The sequence below is a fragment of the Allobosea sp. RCC_152_1 genome, assembly GCF_041360765.1.
In the GTDB taxonomy this organism is placed as follows: Bacteria; Pseudomonadota; Alphaproteobacteria; order Rhizobiales; family Beijerinckiaceae; genus Allobosea; species Allobosea spartocytisi.
The window spans coordinates 196,215-220,971 of the sequence record NZ_JBFUPU010000007.1 but is presented as its reverse complement, the minus strand read 5'-3'; the positions used below and the strand labels follow the sequence as shown (position 1 = coordinate 220,971).

Genomic DNA, 24,757 nt, shown 5'->3' with positions numbered 1-24,757 from the left:
GATTCACCATATCTGTTCAAGTTGGATTCACGGCTTTCCGTTTACGCTTTGTCAGTCAATGCGATGCGAGGGTGAGCCATGAATGGAACCTGGCTGACATGGGGAATGCGAGCCTTTATCGGCTCCGTCTTCGTTATGTGTCTGTTCGGACCTTATGCGCTGTCGATCCTGATCGGCTGCCTGAGTCTCGGCTGCTATTATTTCCGCGACGAGGTCGGCTCGCATCTGTAGAGCCGGCGCGCGGCCTGCTTCCTGAAGGGGCAAAGAAAAGGGGCGGCCTGCCGGGCCGCCCCTTTTCTTTGCGGCGCGCTCAGCGGATGCGGCGCAGGTGGCAGATTTTGACCTTTCCGCCGCGTCCGTCGGAGCGCCAGACGCAGCCGGGACGGCTGGGCGTGCGGTCATAGATATGAATTAGCGCGCGCCGATGGCGATTGAAGCTCTGGTTCGAGAAATCATGGCCGCCGACGCGAACGTTGCGGCCGAAGCGCACCTCGGCCATGGCCGGCGTCGAGACGCTGGCGGCGAGCTGCACGGCAAGGGGCAGCATGATCGCGGCCAAGCGGAAAAGGAGCGAAGGTCTCGGCACAGCGGGCTCTCGGTCTGACGTAAGGGGGGCGTCCGGTTCAGCCCGCCGTTGCCCTGCGCGTCTTCAAGGTCAGGGTCGGCGCCGGTGGGGCAGGCCAGATCTGCAGCCGGTAGAAATCGTCGCCGTCCAGGGCGTCATCGCTCAGGGTGTCGAGCCCGACATAGGAAACGCGCACCCGATAGCTGCCGGGCGGCAGCGAGAAGCGCGCGCGCTCCTGCGGCGTGCCTTCCGTGCAGCCGAGCACCATGACCCGGCCCGTGCGCACACGGAAGGAGCATTCGTTGACGAGCTCCCATTCGTGGAAATCCGCTTCGGGCGCATCGTCGTGCACGGCAATGGCGACCGGGACGGACATGTTTCGCATTGTCGCGATGCCGACGCTGCAGTCGCCCACGGCGAGCATCCGCTCAAGCGTCTCGTCCGTCCAGAAGGCGCCCCAATCCTCGTCGACGCCTTCGTCCTGCAGATAGAATTGGAAATAGTCGGCGAAAATGAAGAGTTCGGCGCTGTGCAATATCGTCATGCCCAGAAGCTCCCGCAGGATTGTGACGGGAATGGGTTCGCCGCCGCCATGGCGGCTACGGTGGCAAAGACGCTGTTCACTGCCAGGACGGGCATAAAAAAGGGGACGGCAAAGATGCCGTCCCCTGTGTTCCGATATCGGCGGCGGCCGGAAGCCGCCGTGACCGCATCAGCGCGAGTAGAACTCGATGACGAGGTTCGGTTCCATCTGCACCGCATAGGGCACGTCCGTCAGCGTGGGCGTGCGGGTGTAGGTGGCGGTGAACTTGGTGTGGTCGGCGTCGATGTAGTCGGGAACGTCGCGCTCGGCGAGGGCGGCGGACTCGATGACGATGGCCAGCTGCTTGGACGAGTCCTTGACCGCGATCACGTCGCCCGGCTTCACCTGATAGGAGGCGATGTTGACGCGCTTGCCGTTCACGGTGATGTGGCCGTGGTTGACGAACTGGCGGGCGGCGAAGACGGTCGGCACGAACTTGGCGCGGTAGATCACCGCGTCGAGGCGGCGCTCGAGCAGGCCGATCAGGTTCTCGCCCGAATCGCCCTTGAGGCGGATCGCCTCGGCGTAATAGCGGCGGAACTGCTTCTCGGAGATCGAGCCGTAATAGCCCTTCAGCTTCTGCTTGGCGCGCAGCTGCGTGCCGAAGTCAGACGGCTTGCCCTTGCGACGCTGGCCGTGCTGGCCGGGGCCGTATTCACGACGGTTGACCGGGGACTTCGGGCGGCCCCAGATGTTCTGACCGAGACGGCGGTCAATCTTGTATTTGGCCTCATGGCGCTTCGACATGTCGCGTGTCCTCTCAGGTTCGCGAGTTGAGGACCGCGCCCTCCTGCTCCCCTGCATTGGCTGGGGCGACAGATCCGGCTTCCGAAGGAAAGCGGATCACGGGTGCGGAAAAAGCCACGCGGCCCCGTGAGGAGCCGCGTGACGAAGGGCCGTATGACGGAAAGCCGGCTTCGAGTCAATTCCGGGCGGGCCGGAAACGGGCATCAGCGCCAGTGGCGATGATGCCGGTGGTGATGACGATAATGGTGATGGCGCGGGTGGTGCTTGTACCAGCCGTAATGATGGCCGCGATGCCAGCCGTAATGACGGCGCGGGCCATGACGATAGATGGCATGATGTCCGTGGCCCCTGTGCCAGCCATGGGGCTTCGCCTGCGCCTCGGAGCCGGCGCCGAAACCGGCGAAGGCGAAACCGATGGCGAGCGCCAGCAGCAACAGCAACTTTCTCATGAGCTTTCGTTCCTCGGTGAGGGTCGCCATCGCCGCAACGCGTGGAGTGCGGCGGAGTTCCGTCAGTTCGCCAGCGGCATCGGCTCGATGGCGACCTGCGCGAGGCCATAGCCGGCCAGCGCGATGCGCAGCGGCCCCGTCAGGCCGGAGCCGTCGGTGAAGACGGCCGTCGCGTCGAGGCCGACCGGGCTGCCGTCTCTCGCTGCGGGCAGGAGGTCGGCGACACGGCGCGCGATCGCCGGCGCCGGGTCGATCCATTCGACGGGCCAGGGCGCCAGCCGCTTCATCCGCTCGAGCAGCAAGGGATAATGCGTGCAGGAGAGTGTGACGATGTCGGTGCGGCGGCCGTCCGCCTCGACGAAGCAGGGGGCGATCTCGGCGCGCAGGACCGCGTCGTCGACGGTCTCGCCCTTGAGCGCCTGCTCGGCGAGGCCGGCGAGCCGCGTCGCGCCGACGAGCGTGACATGGTGCCCGGCGGCGTAGGTCTCGATCAGCTCGCGGGTGTAGTCGCGCGCCACGGTGCCGGGCGTCGCCAGCACCGAGATCAGACCGCTGCGGGTCGCCGCCGCAGCCGGCTTGATTGCCGGGACGGTGCCGACGAAGGGGATGGCGAAGCGGGCCCGGAGCGCCGGCAGCACCAGCGTCGAGGCGGTATTGCAGGCGATCACCGCGAGGTCGGGGTGAAAGCGCGCGACGAGGCGCTCCATGACGGCGAGGACGCGGGCGACGAGCTCCTCCTCGCTCAGGCGGCCATAGGGGAAACCGGCGTCGTCGGCGGCGTAGACGATATGCGCCGCCGGGCAGGCACGCGTGGCGCGTCCGAGCACGGTGAGACCGCCGAGCCCGGAATCGAAGACGAGGATGGTGGGTTGGGGGCGGGGGGCCACAAGCGGGCGATAACCCGTTCCGGCGAGAAGATCGACCTGCATGACTACGCCGCGAAACGTCAAAGCCCGATTCCGCCAGAGAGCCGTTAAGCGACAGTCAATGCCGCCTGAAGCGGCTGTTTCAAATTTAGTTGACTTTGTCCACTAAATTGACCTTCGCTCGCGGCGGGAGGATGCCATGACAGAGAGCGAAGCAGCGGCTGTCGCGGCCATTCGCCGGTTCGGCCGGTTTCATACGCGCTGGATCGGTGCGCTGGGCGGCAATCTGCATGGCTCGGGCTTCGCGCTGACCGAGGCGCGGGTGCTCTACGAATTGGCGCAGCGGGATGGTTGCCTCGCGGTCGAGCTGGCGCGCGACCTCGATCTCGATCCCGCCTATCTCTCGCGCATCCTGAAGCGCTTCGAGGCGCAGGGCTGGCTCGACCGACAGCGCTCGAACGCCGACGGGCGCGCCTTTCGCTTGCGGCTCACGCGGGCCGGGCAGGCCGCCTTTCGGCCCCTCGACGAAGCGTCGCAAGCGCAGGCCGAGGCGATCCTGGCGCGGCTCTCGCCAACGGAGTGCGGCAGGCTCGTCAGCGCGCTCGCCGATACGCAGGCGCTTCTGTCCGGCGAGAGGGCGACCAGGTCGCGGCCTGTGATCCGCGAACATCGCGCCGGGGATATCGGCTGGGTGGTTTCCGCCCATGGCCGGCTCTATGCCGAGGAGTACGGCTGGGACCTGAGTTTCGAGGCGCTGGTCGCCGAGATCGCCGCGCAATTCCTGCGCGAGTTCAAGCCGGGACGCGAGCGTTGCTTCATCGCCGAGCTCGATGGCGAGCCGGCCGGCTCGAGCTTCGTGGTCGCGGAGGATGCGGCGACCGCCAAGCTGAGGCTCGTGCTGGTGGAGAAGCGTGCGCAGGCGCTGGTGCGGGAGGCGATCGGCTTCGCCCGCGCGGCGGGATACCGGCGCATGGTGCTGTGGACGAACGATATCCTGCATGCGGCGCGGGCCATTTATATTGCCGAAGGCTTCAAGCTGGTCGCAGAGGAGCGGCACCATTCCTTCGGACAGGATCTGGTGGGGCAGAACTGGGAGCTGGCCCTTTAAGACCGTCCTGATCTTGGACAGAACCACGCCGTCATCCGGGCTTGACCCGGGATCCATGCCAGAGCGCTTCCGAGGAAGGTTCAGGCATGGATCCCGGCTCTCCGCTTCGCTTCGGCCGGGATGACCCGCGTTTCCTTGAAAGAGCAGCTTTCAGACCTTCAGCCGCGCCAGCGCCGTGGCCGCCGCGCGTCCTGCCAGCGTCGCGCCGCCGACCGTCATGGCGCCGCCGCCGGCCGTGGCCTCGCCGGCGATGAGGAGGCGTCCGCCGATCGGCTGGGCGAGGGCGTCGCGCGCCGCGTCGTGGCCGGGGTCGCAGACGGAGTAGGCGCCGCGCGCGAAGGGATCGGTCCACCAGGCGGGAAAGGAGACGGCCTTCACGGTCTTGCGGAACTCGGCCCCGATCATCGTCGCCAGCAGCTCCGTGGCATGGGCCTTGGCCTCGTCAGGCCCGGCCTGCGAGAGCTGGCGCGCGAAATCGCCGCCGCAATAGCCGATGACGAGATCTTTGCCGTCCGGATACATGTCGAAATTGATCATTCCCTCGGGCTTGCCGGATTCGAGGAAGCTCGCGCCCGGCGTGATGCCGAAGCGGTCTCCCTCGACCTTGAGGGCGATCTTGGTCAGGGCGCCCATATGGAGGCCGGCCAGCGCATCGCGGGTCGCAGCCGGCAAGGCGGGGGTGAAGCGGATCGTCTCCGCCTTGAGCACGCCGACCGGCACGGTGAGGATGCAGATCCTGGCCCTTAGCGTGCCCGAGCGGGAGGTGACCGTCACGCCGCTTCCGCTCCAATCGATGGCCTCGACCGGTTCGTTCAGGCGGATGTCGAGACCGGCGGCTGAACGCGCGACGAGATTGCCGTAGCCGGAAGGCACGACGAGGTCGTCGCCGGACCAGAGCCGCTGGTAATCCCGGGCCGAGATGCGGCTGGACTCCTCGCCGATCGAGAGCAGGAGGCCGGAGGTGGCGACCGGCGCCATGTCGGGGCCGAGATCGCCGAGCAATTCGGCGATGGAGAGGTCGCGGGCGCCGATATCGACCGTCTCCAGCCGGCGGTCGATCTGCCTGAAGGCATCGCGCCGGCGCCGCCGGTCGGCGTCGGGCATGGGGCGGCCGTCAGCGAAGACCCGGAAGCCGCCGCCCATGGGCTCGGGGGCCGTCTCGACGCCGAGCTCACGGGCGAGGTCGACCCAGGGATTGCGCTCGGCCCAATGGATGAACATCGCGCCGGCGTCGTAGCTGGGGCCGAGCGAGGCGTCGGTGTAAGCGCGCCCGCCGACCCGGCCGCGGGCCTCCAGCACGGTGACGCTGCGCCCGGCCGCCTTCACCGCCCGGGCAGCGGCGATGCCGGCCGCGCCGGCTCCGATCACGACGACGTCGGTGTCCGCCGCGCGGGCCCTGCCGCCGGCGATCGAGAACGCCGCCGCCATGGCGCTGCCTCCCGTCAAGAGCTTGCGTCGATCGAGCGTGGCGTAGCGAGCGTTCATGACACGAAGATGCGCGGCTTTTCGCAGGAGGCAATGACGCGCGGCGTCACAGTCCGCTCCTGCGCGATCACGAGATCGGGAGCCGAATTCGGCGCGGCCGCTGGCGCGCTGCAGTTCTACATTAGAATAGTTATTTATTGGATCGATTCTATAGTTTTGCTTTGTGATGCATAGTAATTGACAGAATCTTTTGCAAACAATATCCGGATTGAAGTCTTATCTTCTCGTAAGGCGCTGTTTATATTCATTTTAATCTGCCAATGACGGCCGGGACGGGCCAGGCAGGATGGGACTGGGCGATGGGCGTGTATTTCGGCAAGCTGCGCGGGGGCGTGGCCCTTGGAACCTTGGTGCTGGCGCTGGCGGCCTCGTCGGCAGAGGCGCAACAACAACGTCGTCAGCAGCAGGTGGCCGCGAATACGCAGCCGAATGCCGGCGATGCGCCCGTAGTGCTGGACCAGATCAATGTGCAGGGCGAGGGCGTGCCCGGCGGGGCGCTGCTCAACGGGCCGACGACGACCCGCGTGACGCGCCAGGAGCTCGATCGCGAGCAGGTCCAGAACCTTACCGACCTGGCGAACCGCGTCGAGGCCGGCATCACCTTCAACCGCCAGAACAACTCGCTCAACATCCGCGGCCTCGACGGGGCGCGCGTGCTGACGACGATCGACGGCATCCGCCAGCCCTTCCTGATCGACACGCGCATCAATCGCGGCGCCCAGAACGCCTTCGATTTCGACTCGCTTTCGACGCTGGACCTGCTGCGCGGCGGCAGCGGGGCGAGCACGCTCGGCAGCGGCGCGCTCGGCGGCGCGCTGGCGGTGCGCACGCTCGACCCGGAGGATCTGCTGCGCAATGGCCGCTCCTATGGCGCGCTCGCCAAGACCGGCTATGACAGCACCGACCGGGCCTGGTTCGGCAGCGCCGCGGCGGCGGCGCGGATGGGGAACACCTCCGTCCTGCTGCAGGGCGGCTTCCGCGACGGCCACGAGATCGACAACAAGGGCAACGTCAAGACGATCGGCGCGACGCGCACCGCGCCCAATCCGGGCGACTTCAACCAGTACAGCTTCCTCGGCAAGATCTATCAGGAAGTCGGCGAGCACCGCTTCGGCCTCACCGGCGAATTCTTCAAGCGCGCCGACCGTACCCAGATTCGCAACAACACCGTTTCGCTTACCGGCAACTTCCGCCCCGGCTCCTATGAATCGGGCGAGGATGTCGAGCGCAACCGCGTTTCGCTGAGCTACGACTACAAGCTGCCGGGAGCCTTTATCGACGAAGCGCATGCGACGCTCTACTGGCAGCGGCTGAAGCGCAACGACATCACAAACGCCTGGCGCTACACCAGCATCATCGGGCCCTATGCTCGCAACAACCAGAACGAAGAGAATTCCTACGGCTTCAACGGCTATCTGCTGAAGAACTTCCAGACCGGCATGGCGTCGCATCGCCTGATGCTCGGCACGGAATTGCGGATGTCCTCGCTCGAGCAATACTCGGCCGGCGTCGACAACTGCCCTGCCAGGCCGGCCTCGGGTGTCTTCACAGGGGCGCTGACCACCTGCAACAACCTCCACACCAATCAGGCCGACCAGCCGAAGGTCGACGGAAAGCTCGTCGGCCTCTACGCGCATGACGAGATCGGCCTCATCGACAACCGCCTGCGCATCACGCCCGGCGTCCGCTTCGACTGGTATGAGGAAGCGCCGCAGAACACCCCGGCCTACTTTGCGGGCGGCTCGCGGCCGACGAGTCTGCCGCCGTCCTCCAGCGATTCCGGCTGGTCGCCGCGCATCCGGCTCGAATACGACATCCTGAAGAACGCGCCCTGGGTGAAGGACGTCACCGTCTTCGCGCAATGGGCCAAGACCTTCCGTGCGCCGACGGCGGACGAACTCTATGGCCGCTTCGGCGGGCCCGCCACCTATCTGCGCACCGGCAACCCGAATCTGCGCCCTGAAATCGGCAACGGCATCGATGTCGGCATGCGCTTCGGCGACAAGCAGCTCGGCGGCTCGATCACCTATTTCCACACCAACTACCGCAACTTCATCGATACCTACCAGATTCAGGCGGCGGGCGTCGGTGGCCTCTATCAGCAGGGCGGCATCCAGGGCTACCGGAACATCAACCGCGCCGAGATCCAGGGCGTCGAGATCAACGGGCAATACGCCTTCGCGCCGAACTGGCTGGTGCGCGGCTCCTTCGCCTATACCCGCGGCCAGAACAAGGACGACGACAGCTTCCTGAACTCGATCCCGCCGGTGCAGGGCATCGTCGCCGTCGCCTATGGCACCGATCGCTGGGGCGCCGAGGTCTCGGCCAAGATGGCGGGCAAGCGCGACGACGTCTCGACGACCGCGACGACGCCGCCGACCACCGGCTTCAAGGCACCGGGCTATGCGCTGTTCAACGCCTCGGCCTGGTGGCGCCCGGCGCCCGAGATCGCGGATCTTGAATTCCAGATCGGCGTCTACAACATCTTCGATCGCAAATACTGGGATGCGGTCAACGTCCCGCTCTCGCGGCCCCAGGCGCGCGATTACTACAGCGAGCCGGGCCGCACCGTGAAGGCGACGATGAAGTATCAATTCTGACCGGGACGTTTCGAGACCCCCCGACCAGCAGGAGAGGCCGGCCCTTCGGGGCTGGCCTTTTTCGTTCAGGAGGCGTCATTCTCGGACGGAGCGAAGCGCAGATCCGAGAATCTTTTCCCGAAAGAGGCGCCGTTTCCGCTCGGAGATGCTCGGGTCAAGCCTGAGCATGACGGCGCTCGTCAGCTTTCGGACTGCTCCGGCTCGCTCGCCTGCCGGGCCAGCAACCGCGCTTTCTTTGGCCCCTCGACCAGCGACTTGAAGACGCCGCGCAGCGTCCGCGCCTCCTGCTCGGTCATGTCGAGGCGGTGGAGGATGTCGCGCAGATTGGCGGTCATGACCGGCTTCTTGCCGGGCGGAAAGAAACCGCTGATGTCGAGCTCGCCTTCGAGATAGTCGAACATCGAGAGGATCGTCTCCCGCTTGGCCGGCGGGGAGGGGTTGTTCTCGCGGAAGGGCGGTTCGCCGCCGGTGGTCTTGAACCATTCATAGCCGGTGAGCAGCACGGCCTGGGCGAGGTTGAGCGAGGCGAAGGCCGGGTTGACCGGGAAGGTCAGGATCGCGTCGGCGAAGCTGATCTCCTCATTGGTCAGGCCGATACGCTCGCGCCCGAACAGGATGCCGACGCGCTCGCCGCCGCCGACACGCCCGGCGATCTCCGGCATCGCCTCGGCGGGGGTCAGCACGCGCTTCATCTGGCCGCGCTCGCGGGCGGTGGTGGCGAGCACATGGTTGAGATCGGCGACCGCTTCCGCCGCGCTTGCATAGAGGCGGGCGTTCTCGAGGATATGGGTGGCGCCGGAGGCGGCGGCGGTCGCGCCCTTCTTCAGCCCGCCGCCGGTCGGCCAGCCGTCGCGCGGCGCGACAAGGCGCATTTCGGAGAGGCCGAAATTCGCCATGGCCCGCGCGCACATGCCGATGTTCTCGGCGAGCTGCGGCTCGACCAGGATGACGACGGGGGCGGGCGCCTGGTGGGCGGGGCGGGTGCGGTCGGTGCCGGAACCGGTCATGGGAGAATGAGATCTTGTCTTCGTGAGGCTCACGTCACGGCCAGGATCGGCGGGCGCGACGGCAAGCTCATACGTCATGCTCGCCCTTGTGGCGAGCATCCACGTCCTGCACAGGACCTTGGGTCAAGGAAGACGTGGATGGTCGGGACAAGCCCGACCATGACGTGAAGAGCGGCAATCTCAGTCGGCCTCAGCCTCGACCGCGCGCAACACCCGCAGCGTGTTGCCGCCGGCGAGCTTGGCCAGATTCTCCTCGGTCCAGCCGCGGCGGATCAGCTCGGCGATCACGTTCGGGAAGGTCGAGGTGTCCTCCAGCCCGTCCGGATTGACCCAGCCGAAGAAATCCGAACCGATGCCGACATGGTCGTGGCCGATGCGCTTGGCCAGGTAGTCGAGATGGTCGCAATATTGGGAGACCGTCGCCTGCGGGCGCGGTCCGGCTTTGGCGACGATCTCGGCCTCGACCTTGGCGTAGTCCATCGTGTCAGGGGTCTTGCCGTACTGGTCCTTCGCCGGGCGGTGCCAGTCGCGCGAGGCCTGGCTGATGAAATCCGGCACGAAGGTCGCCATGACGACGCCGCCATTGCCGGCGACCCGGTCGAGCACATCGTCGGGCACGTTGCGCGGATGGTCGCAAAGCGAGAAGGCATTGGAGTGCGACCAGAACACGGGCGCGCGCGTGACGTCGAGAACGTCATGCATCGCCTTCGGGGCGACATGGGCGAGGTCGACGACCATGCCCAGCCGGTTCATCCGCCGGACGACCCGCATGCCGAAGGAGGAGAGGCCGTCATGCCGCGGGGCGTCGGTGGCCGAGTCGCACCAGTCGGTCGTGTCGTTGTGGCAGAGCGTCATCAGGCGCACGCCGAGATCGTAATAGGCGTCGAGCGCGTCGAGCTCGTTCTCGAGCGCGGAACCGTTCTCGATCGTCATGAACAACGCGATGCGCCCCTCCGCCTTCGCCGCCTCGACATCATCGGCCGAGAGGCCGGGCCGGAAGACATCGTCGTGCTGCTTGAGGATACTGCGCATCAGCGCGATCTGGGCGAGCGCGAAACCGGCGGGGTTGGGCTGGTTCGGCGGGACATAGGCTGCGAAGAACTGGCCGGCGAGCTTGCCCGCCTGCATGCGCGGGATATCGGTGTCGACTTGCGGATGGACCTTATCGAGCCCATAGGCCGCGACATCGCCCTTGGCGTTGCGGTCCTTGCGGATGACATAGGGCAGATCGTTGTGCCCGTCGATCAGCGGCACGCGGTCGAGCAGGGCGAGCGCGGCAGTGTAGGCATTGTCCTGGACGGGCGGTTTCGCGAGGGCCATGGCGGGGTCTCGGAGGGAATCGGAAGCGCCATCGTGGCAGGCCGGCTCGCGGCAGGCGAGAGGGCAGGGCGCAGGGCAGTCATCCGCAAGGCGTCATGCTCGGGGTCCGACCCGAGCATCTCGAGCAGGAGAGGGGGCCTTTTCCGCGAAGAGCTTCTCGGGTCCGGCAAGTGCGGCCCCGAGAATGACGCCGGTCAGACGAACCGCGACGGCGCGAAGGGCGACGGATCGACGAACACCTTCTGCCCCGTCACCATCTCCGCCATCATGCGGCCGGTGACGGCGGCCAGCGTCAGCCCGTGATGGGCGTGGCCGAAGGAGAACCACAGGTTCTTGTGCTTCGGGGCCGGGCCGATGATCGGCATCATGTCGGGCGTGCAAGGCCGGCGCCCGAGCCAGGGCTCGGCATCGAGGCGCTCGCCCAGCGGGAACAGCGTCTTGGCGATCGGCTCGGCGCGGGCGAGCTGCACCGGCGTCTTGGGGGCGTCGCGGTCGGCGAATTCGGCGCCGGTGGTCAGGCGGATGCCCTGCAGCATCGGAGCCAGGAAATAGCCGCGCTCGGTGTCGAGGACGGGGTGGTTGAGCACGGCATTGCCCAGCGGCTTGTAGTGCATGTGGTAGCCGCGCTTGACGGCGAGCGGCAGGCGATAGCCGAGCTGGTTGGTCAGGACGTCGGCCCAGGGGCCGAGCGCGACGACGACATCCTTGGCGATGGCCTTGGTGCCGTCGGCGAGGGTGACGCTCCATTCGGCGCCGTTCTGCGCCAGGGTCGTGGCGTCGCCGATGGCGAGCTTGCCGCCGAGCTTCTCGAACAGCGCGACATAGGCCTTCGACAGCCCGAGCGGATCGACGACGGTGGTCGGGTCGGTCCAGTGCAGGCCGCCGATCAGGCTGTCATGGTCGAGATGCGGCTCTTCGGCCTTGAGCGTCGCCCTGTCGAGGGCGCGGTAGTTCAGGCCGAATTCGCGGTTCCAGCGGGCGGCCTCGGCAAGGCGGGTGTCACGCTCCTTCTCGGTGCGAAACACCTTCATCCAGCCGTCGCGGCGCAACAGGCCGGTGGCGCCGGCTTCCTGGGCGAGGGCGTCGTGCTCGGTGACGCAATGCTCGATCAGCTTCGCGTATTGATGGGCGATGGCCTCGTGCTGCGAGGCGCGCGAATGCATCCAGTAGGAGAACAGGAAGGGGGCGAGCTTCGGGATCGCGCTCCAATGATAGGATGCGTCGATGGTGTTGTTCATCGCGTAGCGGAAGAGCGCGCCGAAATCATGCGGGAAGCCGTAAGGGTAGACGCCTTCGCGCTGGATCAGGCCGGCATTGCCGTAGCTCGTCTCCTCGCCCGGCGCGCGCCGGTCGATCAACAGCGTGGAGCGGCCCGCCTTTTGCTGGTGGAGCGCCACCGAAATACCGACGATGCCCGCGCCGAGAACGATCGTATCCACACGCATGGCCTGCTCCCGCCAACCCCTGTTTCCAGCTCTTTGCCGAGCAAAATACTGCTTTGCGCCGGCTTGTCAGCGGCGTGGCGAATTTTTGCGGCATATCGGCTGATCTTTCGCAATTTCTGCGCCAACTTCCGCAATTCCATCGTTTCACCGGCCATTTTGGCGATGTCCTTGCAATTTCATGCCGACGCAAGGGGTGCCTGCAGGATTAGCGGATGACGCCGCGGCGCCGTTCGGCCACTGTGCGGCACGATTTGCGAATGATTCCAGCGCGGTGCCGATGAATCCAGCAACCCTTCCCGCCGCCGGGCTCGCCTGGCTCGGGCGTTACGGCACGCAAGGTTTCGCGCTCTCGATCTTTCTCGGCCTGGCCTTGCCGCAATTCTCTGCGGCGGCGCGGCCGGTGCTGCCGATCACGATCTTCTGCTTCACCACGGTCGTTTTCCTGCGCCTCGACCTTGCCGTCACGGCGAAGCTGCTCAGGCGCCCGGCGAAACTCGCCGCCGCCTGCCTGTGGCTGATCGCCGGGCCGGTGCTGCTGATCGGCGGGGCGCTGCTGCTGGTCGGGCGGGAAAGCCTCGATCCGGGCATCGTGCTGGGGCTCGCCATCATGGGCGCGGCGCCGCCGATCATGTCCTCGCCGGCGGTCGCGATCCTCTACGGTTTCGAGCCGTCTCTCATCATCGCGAGCGTGATCGCGGCGACGATCGCGAGCCCGATCATCGCCCCCTTCCTCGTCGAATTGCTGGCCGGTGCCGCCGTGCCGCTCGACCGCTGGGTGCTGGCGCTGCGTCTGCTGATCTTCATCGGCGGCGGCATGGCGGTCGCCTCGCTGCTGCGCTGGTGGCTCGGCTTCGCCAGGATCAAGGCGATGAAGGCCAATCTCGATGGCTTCGGCGTGCTGATGTATTTCATCTTCGCCATCGCCGCGATGGATGGCGTCACCCATGCCGCGATCGCCAATCCCAGGCTCGTGCTGTTCGTGCTGGCCTGCGTCTTCGCCGTCTCGGCCGCGGGGCTCATCAGTTCCTGGTTGGTGCTGCGACTGCTGCCGGGCTCGGAGCGCTTCATGATCGGCTATGGCAGCGGCCAGCGAAACATGGGCCTCATCGTCGCCGCGCTGGGGGCGGGCGTCTCGCCGACGACCTTCCTGTTCTTCGCGCTGGCGCAGTTCCCGATCTATCTGCTGCCCTGGCTGCTGCGCGGGCTGGCCGCCCGGATTCGGCGCCAGGAGGCTTAGAGGCTCTCAGTCGGGCTGCTGACGGGCGCTGACGCGCCGCCTTGCGAGGTTTTCGCCATCGCAGGAGTTCGCGCCATGATCACATTGTATTCCGGGCCGCTGAGCCTGTTCGCCCGCAAGGTCGAGATCGCCTTGAGGGAGAAGGGCCTCACCTTCGAGCGCGTCATGGTGCCGTTCAACCAGACGACGGGCTATGATCCGAAGCATCCGGAGGTTCTGGCGCTCAATCCGAAGGGCCAGGTGCCGGTGCTCAGCGATTGCGGGCTCGTGCTCTACGATTCCACCGTCATCCTCGAATATCTCGACGAGGCCTATCCCGAGCCTTCCTTGATGCCAGCCACGCCGGTGGAGCGGGCGCGCTGCCGGCTCGATGAGCTCTATGCCGACGAGATCATGCTGCAGGCGCTGAAGCCGCTGATGCATCGCACCGGGCCGCCATCACCCGACCGCGACCGCCGCATCGTGCAGGAGGCCGACGCGCTGATCGCGGAGGAGGCGCTGGCGCGGCATTACGAGGTACTGGAGCAGAAGCTGGCAGGGCGGGATTTCTTCGGCGGCAGGCTCTCGACCGCCGATATCGCGCTGTTCATGAGCGTGCTGTTTTCGCTTCGGCTCGGCGGGCCGCCGCTCGACGGCTATCCCGGTCTTTCCGCCTGGTTCGCGCGGCTGCGGCAGCGGCCGGCCTTCGTGCAGGTCGCTGCCGAGATCGCGGAAGCGGACAGGCGGCTGTCCTTTCCGGTGAAATCGCGCTTCGCCTGATTGCAGCGGGGCCGTAGCGGGGCAAGTTTTTTGGCTTGCCGCATCATTTTTGCGGAAAACCGGTTCCCACTTTTCCGCATGATGCGTTAAACCGCCCGCCATGACCCGCCCGATCCGCATTGCCCCTTCCATCCTCTCGGCCGATTTCGCCAAGCTGGGCGAGGAGGTGCGCGCGATCGATGCGGCCGGTGCCGACTGGATCCATTGCGATGTGATGGATGGGCATTTCGTGCCCAACATCACCTTCGGCCCCGACGTGCTGAAGGCGATCCGCCCGCACACCAAGAAGTTCTTCGACGTGCACCTCATGATCGCGCCCGTCGACCCCTATGTCGAAGCCTTCGCCAAGGCCGGCGCCGATCTGATCTCCTTCCATGTCGAGGCAGGGCCGCATCCGCACCGCACGCTGCAGGCGATCAAGGCGCAGGGCAAGCAGGCCGGCATCGTGCTCAACCCCGGCACGCCGGCGAGCGCCGTCGAGGCATTGATCCAGGATGTCGATCTCATCCTGCTGATGACCGTCAATCCGGGCTTCGGCGGGCAGAGCTTCATCCATTCCGTCGTCGAGAAGGTCGCGCAGGTGAAGGCGCTGATCGGCGACCGGCCGATCACACTGGAGATCGATGGCGGGGTGACGCCCGAGACCGCGCCGCTGGTCGTCAAGGCCGGCGCCGATACGCTGGTCGCGGGCTCGGCCGTGTTCAAGGGCGGGCCTTCGGCCTATGCCGGCAATATTGAAGCGATCCGCAAGGCGGCCGAGGCCGCGCGCGGCGATTGGGTTTAGTTGAGAGGTTTCCGTCATCCGGGCGGAGCGAAGCGCAGACCCGGAAGCCATCGTAGAGCGTTTTGCCCTATGATGGATTCCGGATCTGCGCCGCTTCGCGGCTTGTCCGGAATGACGGCGGTTTGAACGTGAAAGGCTTGCGATGATCCCGCGCTATTCCCGCCCCGAGATGGTCGCCATCTGGGAGCCGCAGACCCGGTTCCGCATCTGGTTCGAGATCGAGGCGCACGCCACCGACAAGCTCGCCGAGCTCGGTGTCGTGCCGAAGGAGGCCGCCGCGACGATCTGGGCCAAGGCGAAGGACGTCGAATTCGACGTCGCCCGCATCGACGAGATCGAGCGCGTCACCAAGCACGACGTCATCGCCTTCCTGACGCATCTGGCCGAGATCGTCGGGCCGGAGGCGCGCTTCGTCCACCAGGGCATGACCTCCTCGGACATCCTCGACACCACGCTCTCGGTCCAGCTCGCGCGGGCGACCGATCTCCTGATCGCCGATGTCGACGCGCTGCTCGCTGCGATCAGGCGCCGGGCCTTCGAGCACAAGCTCACCCCGACGATCGGCCGCTCGCACGGCATCCATGCCGAGCCGGTGACCTTCGGGCTCAAGCTCGCCCAGGCCTATGCCGAATTCGATCGCTGCCGGGCGCGGCTCGTGGCGGCGCGGGCGGAGATCGCGACCTGCGCCATCTCCGGTGCGGTCGGCACCTTCGCGAACATCAATCCGCAGGTCGAAGCCTATGTCGCGCAGAAGATGGGGCTGACGGTCGAGCCGGTCTCGACGCAGGTGATCCCGCGCGACCGGCATGCGATGTATTTCGCGACGCTCGGCGTCGTCGCCTCCTGCATCGAGCGGCTGGCCACGGAGATCCGCCATCTGCAGCGCACCGAAGTCTACGAGGCGGAGGAGTATTTCTCGCCGGGCCAGAAGGGCTCCTCGGCGATGCCGCACAAGCGCAATCCGGTGCTGACCGAGAACCTGACCGGCCTTGCCCGGCTCGTGCGCGGCATGGTCACGCCGGCGCTGGAGAACGTCGCGCTCTGGCACGAGCGCGACATCTCGCATTCCTCTGTCGAGCGCATGATCGGGCCCGATGCGACGGTGACGCTCGATTTCGCGCTGGCGCGCCTCACCGGCGTCGTCGACAAGCTGCTGATCTATCCGCAGAACATGCGCAAGAACCTCGACAAGCTCGGCGGCCTGCACAATTCACAGCGCGTGCTGCTGGCGCTGACCCAGGCCGGGGCGAGCCGCGAGGATTCCTATGCCATGGTCCAGCGCAACGCGATGCGCACCTGGGAGCATGGCGAGGACTTCCTGACCAACCTGCTCGCCGACAAGGATGTGGCGGAAAAGCTCTCGGCCTCCGAGCTCAAGGCGATGTTCGACGAGGGCTATCACTTCAAGCATGTCGACACGATCTTCCGGCGGGTGTTCGGGCAGGCCTGACGGTCTGGACTTCGGCAACGGCAGGGCTATCTAGGCCTCATGAAATCTTCCGACGTCGATATCCTCATCATCCCCGGCTGGTCGGGCTCGGGCTCCGACCATTGGCAGACCCGCTGGGAGACGCGCCTGCCGACGGCCAGGCGCGTCGAGCAGGAGGACTGGTACAAGCCCACGCGCGACGGCTGGTCCGACCGGATCGTCGCGGCCGTGCGGGGGGCGACGCGGCCGGTCGTGCTGGTCGCGCATTCGGCCGGCGTCAGCGCGGTCGCGCATGCGGCCGAGCATCTCAAGCATGGCGAGGTCGCCGGGGCCTTTCTGGTGGCGCCGGCCTCCGAGCGGGCCAAGCGCGCGGTCCCGGGCATGGGGGAGGATTTCATCCCGCATCGGCGCGAGAAGCTGCCCTTTCCCTCGGTACTGATCGCCAGCGCGACCGATCCCTATTGCACGCCGGAGGAGGCGAAGGCGCTCGCCGAGGCCTGGGGCTCCGAATTCGTCGATGCCGGCGACAGCGGCCATCTCAACAGCGAGTCCGGGCACGGGCCCTGGCCAGACGGACTGTTGCGTTTCGCGGGTTTTCTCAAGAGCTTGGGCGCGGTTCCGCAGAGAATGAATCATTGAGGAATTGCCCGGCTGCGGGCTTTCTCGACGATCAACGGTGCGTTGCCTCGACCATGCGCCGGCACTCGGGAGATGCCTCCGTATGATTGCTGCGACGGGACGGTTTTCGTTTCGCTGCAGGTCAGTGCTGCGGCGGATCGAGCCCGGCCCTCGCCACAAGATGATCACGAAATGGCCGGCTCGACTTCAGGCTACGACCCCATTTGGGCTGTCAAATTCGACGTTCATTCGCAACAGGTGGAAGGAAAACTCCATGCGCATGAACATGATCGCGACCGCGGCCGCCGCAATTCTGCTGGCGGGAGCTGCTCAGGCCCAGGCGCCAGCTCCGGCGCAAAAGCCGGCCCAGCCGCCGGCTTCCTCGACGCAGGATCAATCCTCGAAACCGGGGATCAGATCGATCAACGTGGTCGAGATCAACGAATTGTCCGACGCCACCAAATCGCAGGTGAACGATCTGGTCGGCAAGCGTACGGCCGATGAGCAGCAGCAGCTCCAGAAGGCGATCGAAAACGCTCCGATGGTGAAGTCGGCGGTCGAGGCGAAAGGGTTCAAGTCCAGCGACGTGCTCATCGCCCAGCTGAACAATGACGGTGTCCTGACGGTCGTCACCAAGCGGGCGGGCTGACCGGGTTTGCTGATTCCATGGATGCATGAAAGGCCCGGTCTCCGCGTGGAGACCGGGCCTTTTTTTGTCGTCGGTCGCCACCGCCCGGTTTCCGACGGTGCTTTGAGAACCGCGAGAAGCTGGCTATGGCCACTCCTTGAAGAACAAGGAGCGGCGCATGACGTGGTCCATCGTTGCGCAGGACGCGCGAACCGGGGCGTTTGGCGTCTTGTGCGCGTCGAAGGCGCTGGCGGTTGGGGCGATCGTCCCCTACGGAGCAGGCCGGACCGGCGCCATCGCGACGCAGGCCTTCGCAAATCCATTCTTCGGCGTCGACGGGCTGAGGATGCTTCAGGAAGGTTGCTCTGCACGCGACATCGTCTCGGCTCTGTCGGCGTCGGACGAAGGGCGCGATCACAGGCAGCTGCATGTGATCGATCGCGCGGGCGATGTGGCGGCTTATACCGGCCCGGCATGCATCGCATGGAGCGGCAGCGTTTGCGGTCCGCAGGTTTCCGTCGCGGGAAACATGTTGGCAGGACCGCAAGTCGTCGAGGAAACGCTCAAGGCCTATATGGCCGCGCCCACGCTCGATTTCGACGAGCGCCTGATCGTGGCCATGGAGGCTGGCGAGCGAGCGGGCGGCGACAGCCGGGGCCGTCAGTCCTGCGCCATTCGCATCTGGACCGAAGCCCCGTTTCCGAGCTTCGATCTGCGTGTCGACGACCATCCCGAGCCCCTGAACGAGCTCCGGCGGCTTTGGCGGCTGGCCCATCAGGGCTATGTGCCCTTTCAGACTGCCCTGCCGTCCCGCTCGCATCCGGCGGGCTTTACGGATCGAGATGCCGTCTATCGCAAATGCGCCGAATATGCCGAGGCGTGGAACGCTGGGCATCCCGAGTAGCCGCCGGTCCCATTTGCAGGATATTCCGCTGTCCGCCCGATAAAACCTCCGCTGCGCCGAGCCTCCCGCCCCATAGAAAAAGCCCGCCCCGGAAGGTCCGGGGCGGGCTCTTTTCCGCGAGGGTTGCGATCAGCCGTCGAGATCAGTTCTCGACATAGGTGATCTTGCCGTCGGCACCCTTCTTCCAGGTGTAGACGGTGTAGTCCGGACGGGTGATGTCGCCCTTCTTGTCGAAGCCGATGTCGCCGATCACGGTCTTGACCGGCTGGCCGCCATGCAGCGCGTCGGCGATCTTCTTCGGATCGACCGAGTTGGCGCGCTTGGCGCCCTCGGCCATGATCTGGACCGCGGCGTAGCTGTAGAGCGTGTAGGCTTCCGGCTTGAAGTTCTTGGCTTCGAACTTCTTGATGACGGCGGCCGCCTCCGGGCGCTTCTGCGGGTCCGGCGGGAAGGTCATCAGCGTGCCTTCGACGCCGGGGCCGCCGATCGTGGCGAACTCGTCGGTGGTGATGCCGTCACCCGAGACGAGCACGGTCTTCAGGCCCTGGTCGCGCATCTGGCGCACGATCAGGCCGCCTTCGGTGTGCAGGCCGCCCCAGTAGAGATAGTCGGCGCCGGCCGCCTTGATCTTCGAGACGAGGGCCGAGAAGTCCTTCTCGCCGGCGTTGACGCCTTCGTAGAGCACTTCCTTGACGCCGCCGGCGTTGAGCCCCTTCTTGGTCTCGTCGGCGAGGCCCTGGCCGTAGGTCGTCTTGTCGTGGACGATGGCGATCTTCTTGTCCTTGAAGTTCTTCAGCAGATAGGCCGAAGCGACAGCGCCCTGCTGGTCGTCCCGGCCGCAGGTCCGGAAGGTGTTCCAGAGGCCGCGCTCGGTGATCTTCGGATTGGTGGCCGAAGGCGAGATCATCAGGATGCCGTTCTCGGCATAGACTTCCGAGGCCGGCATGGTGACGCCGGAGTTGAAGTGCCCGACCACCCACTTGACGCCGTCGCCGACGAACTTGTTCGCGACGGAGACGCCCTGCTTCGGATCGGAGACGTCATCACCGGTGCTGACGGTGATCTTCTGGCCGAGGACGCCGCCGGCGGCGTTGATATCCTCGACCGCCTGCTCGGCGCCGTTCTTGAGCTGAGCGCCGAAAGCGGCGTTCGGACCGGTGATCGGGCCGCCGACGCCGAGCTTGATCTGAGCATTGGCCACGCCCGAGAAGGCGAGGACCGCGCCGAGCGCGATGCCGCCCAACAGCAGTTTCTTCATGAGATGCAACTCCCCTCTAAGGATCCGTTCAAACGGGCCAATCTCCTTAGGCCCGTCTCGGCGCGTTTTGCCGCTCCAAACCGCAGTCTTGCGCGTTTCGAGCAGCCTGTCACGCGACAAGCTCGTCAAACTTTCAGGTCAATTCCGGCTTGATCACGGCGCCCGGGCGGGGCTTCCAGCCGAAGGGGCCAGCGCGCTCGAACAGCCAATGATATTGCCGCGTCATCTGCTTGGCGCGGTTGTAGCGCCAGCCCGCGAAGCCGAAGACGAGCAGCACCACTACGTCGACCAGATAGTAATGGATCGTCAGCAGCGTCGCCTCGAACAGTGCGAAATGGATGAAGCGCACGAACAGGCCCAAGACCAACATGTAGACGACGAGCTGCCAGTTCGGCCGCCAGGTCAGCGCGATGGCGCGGCCCGACATCCAGGCGAGCCAGCCGCCCATTACCACCGTGACCAACAGGAAGAGCCAGATCGTCGGTTCTTCGTAGACGATGCCTTGCATCAGATGCTCCAGGCTTCACCGGGCTTCCAGAACCGCCGACATCACCCTAGCGATGGCATGGCGGGCAAGGAGCCGTCTCTCATCAAAAAGTTGCAGCAGAGACCATTCGGTTTCCGCTGCCGCGATCAGTGCCGTCCGCCTTCGAGATAGGCGGCGCGGACCTGCGGGTTGGCCAGCAGTTCCTTGCCCGTGCCGCTCATGGTGATGACGCCGTTGACCATGACATAGCCGCGATGGGCGAGCTTCAGGGCATGGAAGGCGTTCTGCTCGACCAGGAAGACGGTCAGGCCTTGCGTCCTGTTGAGCTCGCGGATCGCCTCGAAGATCTGCTTGACGATCAGCGGTGCCAGGCCGAGCGAGGGCTCGTCCAGCAGCAACAGCTTCGGCCGGGCCATCAGGGCGCGCGCGATGGCGACCATCTGCTGCTCGCCGCCCGACAGGGTGCCGCCGCGCTGCTGCAGCCGCTCCTTGATGCGCGGGAAGAGCACGCAGATCTTCTCGAGATCCTCGTCGAAATGCTCGAAATTGCGGACGGCCGCGCCCATCTGCAGGTTTTCGAACACCGTCATGCGCGGGAAGATGCGTCTTCCCTCGGGGGATTGCGCGATGCCCAGGCGTGCGATCTCGTGGCTCGGCAGCCGGGTGATGTCGCGGCCCTCATAGGTGATCGTGCCTTCGCGGGCCTGCGGATTGCCGAAGATCGTCATCATCAGCGTCGATTTGCCGGCGCCGTTGGCGCCGATCATCGTGACGATCTCGCCGGCATTGACGTCGATGTCGATGCCCTTCAACGCGATGATCTTGCCGTAATAGGTCTTGACGCCGCGGGCGGCGAGGAGAGGCTGGGTCATAGTCACGAGATGCCGACCTCCGCTCCGACCTCTTCGATCTCCTCGTCATCCACGCCGAGATAGGCGGCGATGACCTTCGGGTCGGCCTGCACCTCGGCCGGCGTGCCGTCGGCGATCTTGGTGCCGTAGTCGAGCACGACGACGTGGTCCGAGATTTCCATGACCACCGACATGTCGTGCTCGATCAGCAGCAGGGCGGTGCCGAGTTCGCTGCGGATCGATTGCAGCAGCGTGTTGAGATCGTGGCTCTCGCGCGGGTTCAGGCCGGCGGCCGGCTCGTCGAGGCAGAGCAGGACGGGGTCGGTGCACATGGCCCGCGCGATCTCGAGCCGGCGCTGATCGCCATAGGGCAGGTCGGCGGCGGGATCGTCGGCGCGTGCGGTCAGGTTGATCTTGTCGAGCCAGAACTTGGCCTTCTCGATCGCCTCCTTCTCGCGCGCCTTGTAGCCGCCGATGCCGAGCACGCCGAGGAAGGTGAAGCCCGATGCGATCATCAGCGGGTTGTGCTGGGCGACGAGCAGGTTCTCCAGAACCGTCATGCCGCCGAAGAGGCGGATGTTCTGGAAGGTGCGGGCGACCTTTGCCCTCCAGGAGATGCGGAAGTCCGGCATCCGCTCCAGCAGAAAGCTCGCGCCATCGTCCTGGGTCAGGGTGATCATGCCCTGCGTCGGCTTGTAGAAGCCGGTGATGCAGTTGAACACCGTGGTCTTGCCGGCGCCGTTGGGGCCGATCAGGGCGGTGATCTCGCCCTTGCGCGCCTCGAAGGAGAGGTCGTTGACGGCGGTCAGGCCGCCGAAGCGCATGGTGACGTGCTCGACCTCGAGGAGAGGGCGGCCGTGGGCTGCGGGAGCGCTGGCCATCAGCCGTGACCCTCCTGCACGAGGTCGGAGGAGATCGTCTTCTTCTCCTTCAGGAAGGCGGTGGGCTCGCGCACCGAGATCAGGCCGCGCGGCTTCCAGATCATGATGACGACCATGGCGAAACCGAAGATCAGCATGCGGTATTTGGTCGGGTCGAAATCGGCGCCGAAGATCGCCTTCATCCATTCCAGCTCGCGCAGCAGCTCGGTGCCGCCGATCATCGCGATCGCCGCGATGGCGCAGCCCCAGAGCGAGCCCATGCCGCCGAGCACGACGATGGCGAGGATCACCGCCGATTCCATGAAGGTGAAGGATTCAGGCGAGATGAAGCCCTGGCGCGCGGCGAAGAAGGAGCCGGCGAAGCCGCCGAACATGGCACCGATGGAAAAGGCGGTGAGCTTGGTGTTGGTGGTGTTGATGCCGAGCGAGCGGCAGGCGATCTCGTCCTCGCGCAGCGCTTCCCAGGCGCGCCCGACCGGTAAGCGGCGCAATCGCAGCGTCACGAAGGCCGTCAGCAAGGCCAGGCACAGGATCAGATAGTAGAGGAAGATCGTTCGGTACAATGGTGAGAATTCGAGTCCGAACACCGCGGCGAAGCCGTCATCATTCGCTGTGAAGGGGATGCCGAAGAAGCTGGGGCGCGGGATGCCGGAGATGCCGGCATAGCCGTTCGAGAAGCTCGTCCAGTTCACCAGGACGAGGCGGATGATCTCGCCGAAGGCCAGCGTCACGATGGCGAGATAGTCGCCGCGCAGGCGCAGCACGGGGAAGCCGAGCAGCATGCCCCAGAAGGCGGCGAGGAAGCCGGCGAGCGGCAGCAGGATCCAGAAGGACAGGCCGAAATTCTTGGCGAGCAGCGCGTAGGAATAGGCGCCGACGGCGTAGAAGGCGACGTAGCCGAGATCGAGCAGGCCGGCGAGGCCGACGACGATGTTCAGCCCCCAGCCGAGCATGACGTAGATCAGGATCTGGACGCCGAAATTGTCGATCCATTTCAGCGAGCCGCCCCAGCCGGTGAGGCCGATTGCGATCGCCGGGAAAGCGACGAGGAAACCGAGGCCGAAGAGCGAGAACAGGCGCGAATGGCGCTGGAAGAAGGCGATCGTGCCATGCGGCAGGAGGCGCACCGCCGGCTTGCCGGGGACCCGGCTCTGCTGGCGCAGCGCCACCAGGAAGCGGCCGATGAAGACGATGGCGACGGCCCAGGCGACAGCCTCCCAGCGCTGGTCGAGGACCAGCACGTTGTCCATGTTCTGGCGCGTGCCCCAGGCGATGATGGGAATGCACAGGCCGAAGGTGACGAGGGCGGCGAAGCCGGCCTCCTTCAGCGCGGCCTTGATATCGCGGCCCCGGGCCGGTGCGGCGGCCTGGCCGGTCTTGGTCTGGATCGTCGCCATGGCGTCAGACCTTCTCGACTTCCGGCCGGCCGAGGATGCCGGAGGGCATGAACACCAGCACGATGGCAAGGATGCAGAAAGCGGCGACGTCCTTGTAGTCGATGGTGAAATAGGCCGACCACATCACCTCGATCAGGCCGATCAGCAGGCCGCCGAGGACGGCGCCGGGCAGCGAGCCGATGCCGCCGAGCACCGCGGCCGTGAAGGCCTTGACGCCGGGCGTGAAGCCGTCGGCGAAATTCACCACGCCATAGAGCACGAGGTACATCACGCCGGCGACGGCTGCGAGCGCCGCGCCCATGATGAAGGTGATCGAGATGGTGCGGTCGACGTCGATGCCGAGCAGGGCGGCCATCTTGCGGTCCTGCTCGCAGGCGCGCTGGGCGCGGCCGAGCGGCGTCTTCTGGACGATGTACCAGAAGGCCAGCAGCAGCACCGCCGTCGTCACGATGATGACGATCTGCTTGTAGGAGATCTGGACCGAGTAGGTCGCGCTGTCGATCAGCGTGATCGACTTGTTCAGGATCGGCGGGATCGACTTGTTGCGCGGGCCCTGCGCCACCTGCACGAAATTCGACAGGAAGATCGACATGCCGATCGCCGAGATCAGCGGCGCGAGCCGGAAGGAGCCGCGCAGCGGCCGGTAGGCCACCCGCTCGATCGTCCAGTTCCACAGCGAGGTGAAGAACATTGCCAGGCCCAGCACGATGACCAGCGCCAGAAGCACCATCCCGGCGCTGGTGCCGAGGACCGCCGTCACGAGCATGAAGAAGATCAGCGCGATGAAGGCGGACAGCATGAAGATGTCGCCGTGGGCGAAGTTCACCATGCCGATGATGCCGAAAACCATCGTGTAGCCGATGGCGATGAGACCGTAGATCGATCCCAATGTCAGCCCATTGATGAGCTGCTGCAGAAATACTTCCATTGAAGACGCCGACCCCTCGAACCAGCTCCCGTTCTTGTCGTCAGCATGTCGCTGGCGCATGCGGGATGCGATTGCCGCGCAGAGCTACCAACGGCTTGCGCTGACGACAATCACTCCGGGCCGTATTTCTGTCAAAAGCAATCTCGCGCGAATTGCCTCGAGAATGTGCAGAACTCTCTGCGGCGCCGCGCGCATTTCACGCATGATGATTGTGCGCTGGGCGCGTGGATTTTGGCGTGCGATGAGCCGGGGACTGCGATTTTCGCCGCCCGGGGTCGCTTCACGGGTCTGGCGCCGGGACGACGACCGGACGCGAATCCATCTGACGCAAGCGTGATTGTGGCTCCTCCCTTCATGCGAAGGTATGATGCTGGGACGGATCCCCGGCCCATCCTGGCCGTCGAGGGCAGGAGAGCGTCGA

The 24,757-nt window shown here is 65.9% G+C and carries 25 protein-coding genes; 10 read left to right on the top strand and 15 right to left on the bottom strand.

The window, feature by feature from the left end; all coding sequences use genetic code 11:
- The first annotated feature begins 105 nt into the window (after positions 1-105).
- Positions 106-231, top strand: coding sequence for a hypothetical protein (locus AB6806_RS22370; protein WP_260368351.1), 126 nt, complete (start codon positions 106-108; stop codon positions 229-231).
- 79 nt (positions 232-310) lie between these two features.
- Here the strand turns inward: AB6806_RS22370 and AB6806_RS22365 are convergent, their stop codons facing one another.
- From AB6806_RS22365 to murI, 5 genes are all read right to left on the bottom strand, one after another.
- The gene (locus AB6806_RS22365; RefSeq protein WP_142022496.1) at positions 311-547 is read right to left on the bottom strand and encodes a hypothetical protein; all 237 of its coding nucleotides are present in this window, start codon (positions 545-547) and stop codon (positions 311-313) included.
- Positions 548-623: 76 nt separating this feature from the next.
- Positions 624-1,109: a hypothetical protein gene (locus AB6806_RS22360; protein ID WP_142022497.1), complete on the bottom strand. Its 486-nt coding sequence runs from the start codon at positions 1,107-1,109 to the stop codon at positions 624-626.
- 168 nt (positions 1,110-1,277) lie between these two features.
- Positions 1,278-1,895: a 30S ribosomal protein S4 gene (rpsD, locus tag AB6806_RS22355; RefSeq protein ID WP_038358568.1), complete on the bottom strand. Its 618-nt coding sequence runs from the start codon at positions 1,893-1,895 to the stop codon at positions 1,278-1,280.
- A 203-nt stretch (positions 1,896-2,098) separates the two neighbouring features.
- Positions 2,099-2,344, bottom strand: a complete 246-nt coding sequence (locus AB6806_RS22350) for a hypothetical protein (RefSeq protein ID WP_038358566.1) — start codon at positions 2,342-2,344, stop codon at positions 2,099-2,101.
- A 62-nt stretch (positions 2,345-2,406) separates the two neighbouring features.
- Entirely contained in the window at positions 2,407-3,273 is an 867-nt protein-coding gene (gene murI / locus AB6806_RS22345) for a glutamate racemase (protein ID WP_142022498.1), read from the bottom strand.
- 136 nt (positions 3,274-3,409) lie between these two features.
- On the opposite strand from murI, the gene AB6806_RS22340 reads away from it, so the two are divergent.
- A complete protein-coding gene (locus tag AB6806_RS22340; RefSeq protein WP_370955581.1) occupies positions 3,410-4,318 on the top strand; it encodes a bifunctional helix-turn-helix transcriptional regulator/GNAT family N-acetyltransferase in 909 nt (302 codons plus the stop codon).
- A gap of 150 nt (positions 4,319-4,468) precedes the next feature.
- On the opposite strand, the gene AB6806_RS22335 is transcribed toward AB6806_RS22340, so the two are convergent.
- Entirely contained in the window at positions 4,469-5,803 is a 1,335-nt protein-coding gene (locus AB6806_RS22335; RefSeq protein ID WP_142022500.1) for a flavin monoamine oxidase family protein, read from the bottom strand.
- Between the two features lie 299 nt (positions 5,804-6,102).
- On the opposite strand from AB6806_RS22335, the gene AB6806_RS22330 reads away from it, so the two are divergent.
- Positions 6,103-8,403 (top strand): TonB-dependent hemoglobin/transferrin/lactoferrin family receptor, encoded by a 2,301-nt coding sequence (locus AB6806_RS22330; RefSeq protein WP_370955580.1) that lies wholly within the window; start codon positions 6,103-6,105, stop codon positions 8,401-8,403.
- Positions 8,404-8,582: 179 nt separating this feature from the next.
- On the opposite strand, the gene AB6806_RS22325 is transcribed toward AB6806_RS22330, so the two are convergent.
- The 3 genes from AB6806_RS22325 to AB6806_RS22315 form a co-directional block, all read right to left on the bottom strand.
- Positions 8,583-9,410 (bottom strand): RNA methyltransferase, encoded by an 828-nt coding sequence (locus AB6806_RS22325; RefSeq protein ID WP_038358554.1) that lies wholly within the window; start codon positions 9,408-9,410, stop codon positions 8,583-8,585.
- 180 nt (positions 9,411-9,590) lie between these two features.
- Positions 9,591-10,730, bottom strand: a complete 1,140-nt coding sequence (locus tag AB6806_RS22320) for a dipeptidase (protein WP_370955579.1) — start codon at positions 10,728-10,730, stop codon at positions 9,591-9,593.
- Positions 10,731-10,924: 194 nt separating this feature from the next.
- Positions 10,925-12,175, bottom strand: coding sequence for an NAD(P)/FAD-dependent oxidoreductase (locus AB6806_RS22315; protein WP_038358553.1), 1,251 nt, complete (start codon positions 12,173-12,175; stop codon positions 10,925-10,927).
- Positions 12,176-12,452: 277 nt separating this feature from the next.
- Here AB6806_RS22315 and AB6806_RS22310 point away from each other — a divergent pair, with 277 nt between their 5' ends.
- The 7 genes from AB6806_RS22310 to AB6806_RS22280 all read left to right on the top strand — a co-directional run bounded on the left by AB6806_RS22310 (position 12,453) and on the right by AB6806_RS22280 (position 18,534).
- Complete coding sequence (locus AB6806_RS22310; RefSeq protein WP_038358550.1) at positions 12,453-13,412, top strand: hypothetical protein; 960 nt, start codon at positions 12,453-12,455, stop codon at positions 13,410-13,412.
- A 75-nt stretch (positions 13,413-13,487) separates the two neighbouring features.
- Positions 13,488-14,171, top strand: coding sequence for a glutathione S-transferase family protein (locus tag AB6806_RS22305; RefSeq protein WP_370955578.1), 684 nt, complete (start codon positions 13,488-13,490; stop codon positions 14,169-14,171).
- Positions 14,172-14,271: 100 nt separating this feature from the next.
- Positions 14,272-14,955: a ribulose-phosphate 3-epimerase gene (rpe, locus tag AB6806_RS22300; protein WP_142022504.1), complete on the top strand. Its 684-nt coding sequence runs from the start codon at positions 14,272-14,274 to the stop codon at positions 14,953-14,955.
- Between the two features lie 142 nt (positions 14,956-15,097).
- Positions 15,098-16,405: an adenylosuccinate lyase gene (gene purB, locus AB6806_RS22295; RefSeq protein WP_112764529.1), complete on the top strand. Its 1,308-nt coding sequence runs from the start codon at positions 15,098-15,100 to the stop codon at positions 16,403-16,405.
- 39 nt (positions 16,406-16,444) lie between these two features.
- Entirely contained in the window at positions 16,445-17,023 is a 579-nt protein-coding gene (locus AB6806_RS22290) for an RBBP9/YdeN family alpha/beta hydrolase (RefSeq protein WP_112764530.1), read from the top strand.
- Between the two features lie 82 nt (positions 17,024-17,105).
- Positions 17,106-17,651, top strand: a complete 546-nt coding sequence (locus tag AB6806_RS22285) for a hypothetical protein (protein ID WP_142022505.1) — start codon at positions 17,106-17,108, stop codon at positions 17,649-17,651.
- 136 nt (positions 17,652-17,787) lie between these two features.
- Positions 17,788-18,534 carry a DUF1028 domain-containing protein gene (locus AB6806_RS22280; RefSeq protein ID WP_370955577.1) on the top strand — a complete coding sequence of 249 codons (747 nt, stop codon included), beginning with the start codon at positions 17,788-17,790 and terminating at the stop codon, positions 18,532-18,534.
- A 142-nt stretch (positions 18,535-18,676) separates the two neighbouring features.
- Here the strand turns inward: AB6806_RS22280 and AB6806_RS22275 are convergent, their stop codons facing one another.
- The 6 genes from AB6806_RS22275 to AB6806_RS22250 all read right to left on the bottom strand — a co-directional run bounded on the left by AB6806_RS22275 (position 18,677) and on the right by AB6806_RS22250 (position 24,336).
- Entirely contained in the window at positions 18,677-19,792 is a 1,116-nt protein-coding gene (locus AB6806_RS22275) for a branched-chain amino acid ABC transporter substrate-binding protein (protein WP_038359919.1), read from the bottom strand.
- 133 nt (positions 19,793-19,925) lie between these two features.
- Positions 19,926-20,300, bottom strand: coding sequence for a DUF6867 family protein (locus tag AB6806_RS22270; protein WP_038358536.1), 375 nt, complete (start codon positions 20,298-20,300; stop codon positions 19,926-19,928).
- A gap of 125 nt (positions 20,301-20,425) precedes the next feature.
- Positions 20,426-21,151, bottom strand: a complete 726-nt coding sequence (locus tag AB6806_RS22265) for an ABC transporter ATP-binding protein (protein WP_038358534.1) — start codon at positions 21,149-21,151, stop codon at positions 20,426-20,428.
- A 2-nt stretch (positions 21,152-21,153) separates the two neighbouring features.
- Complete coding sequence (locus tag AB6806_RS22260) at positions 21,154-22,011, bottom strand: ABC transporter ATP-binding protein (protein ID WP_142022506.1); 858 nt, start codon at positions 22,009-22,011, stop codon at positions 21,154-21,156.
- A complete protein-coding gene (gene livM / locus AB6806_RS22255) occupies positions 22,011-23,399 on the bottom strand; it encodes a high-affinity branched-chain amino acid ABC transporter permease LivM (RefSeq protein ID WP_370955586.1) in 1,389 nt (462 codons plus the stop codon). The genes AB6806_RS22260 and livM overlap by 1 nt, the downstream gene beginning before the upstream one ends.
- Before the next feature lie 13 nt (positions 23,400-23,412).
- Entirely contained in the window at positions 23,413-24,336 is a 924-nt protein-coding gene (locus AB6806_RS22250) for an ABC transporter permease subunit (protein WP_038358524.1), read from the bottom strand.
- Positions 24,337-24,757: the final 421 nt, after the last annotated feature.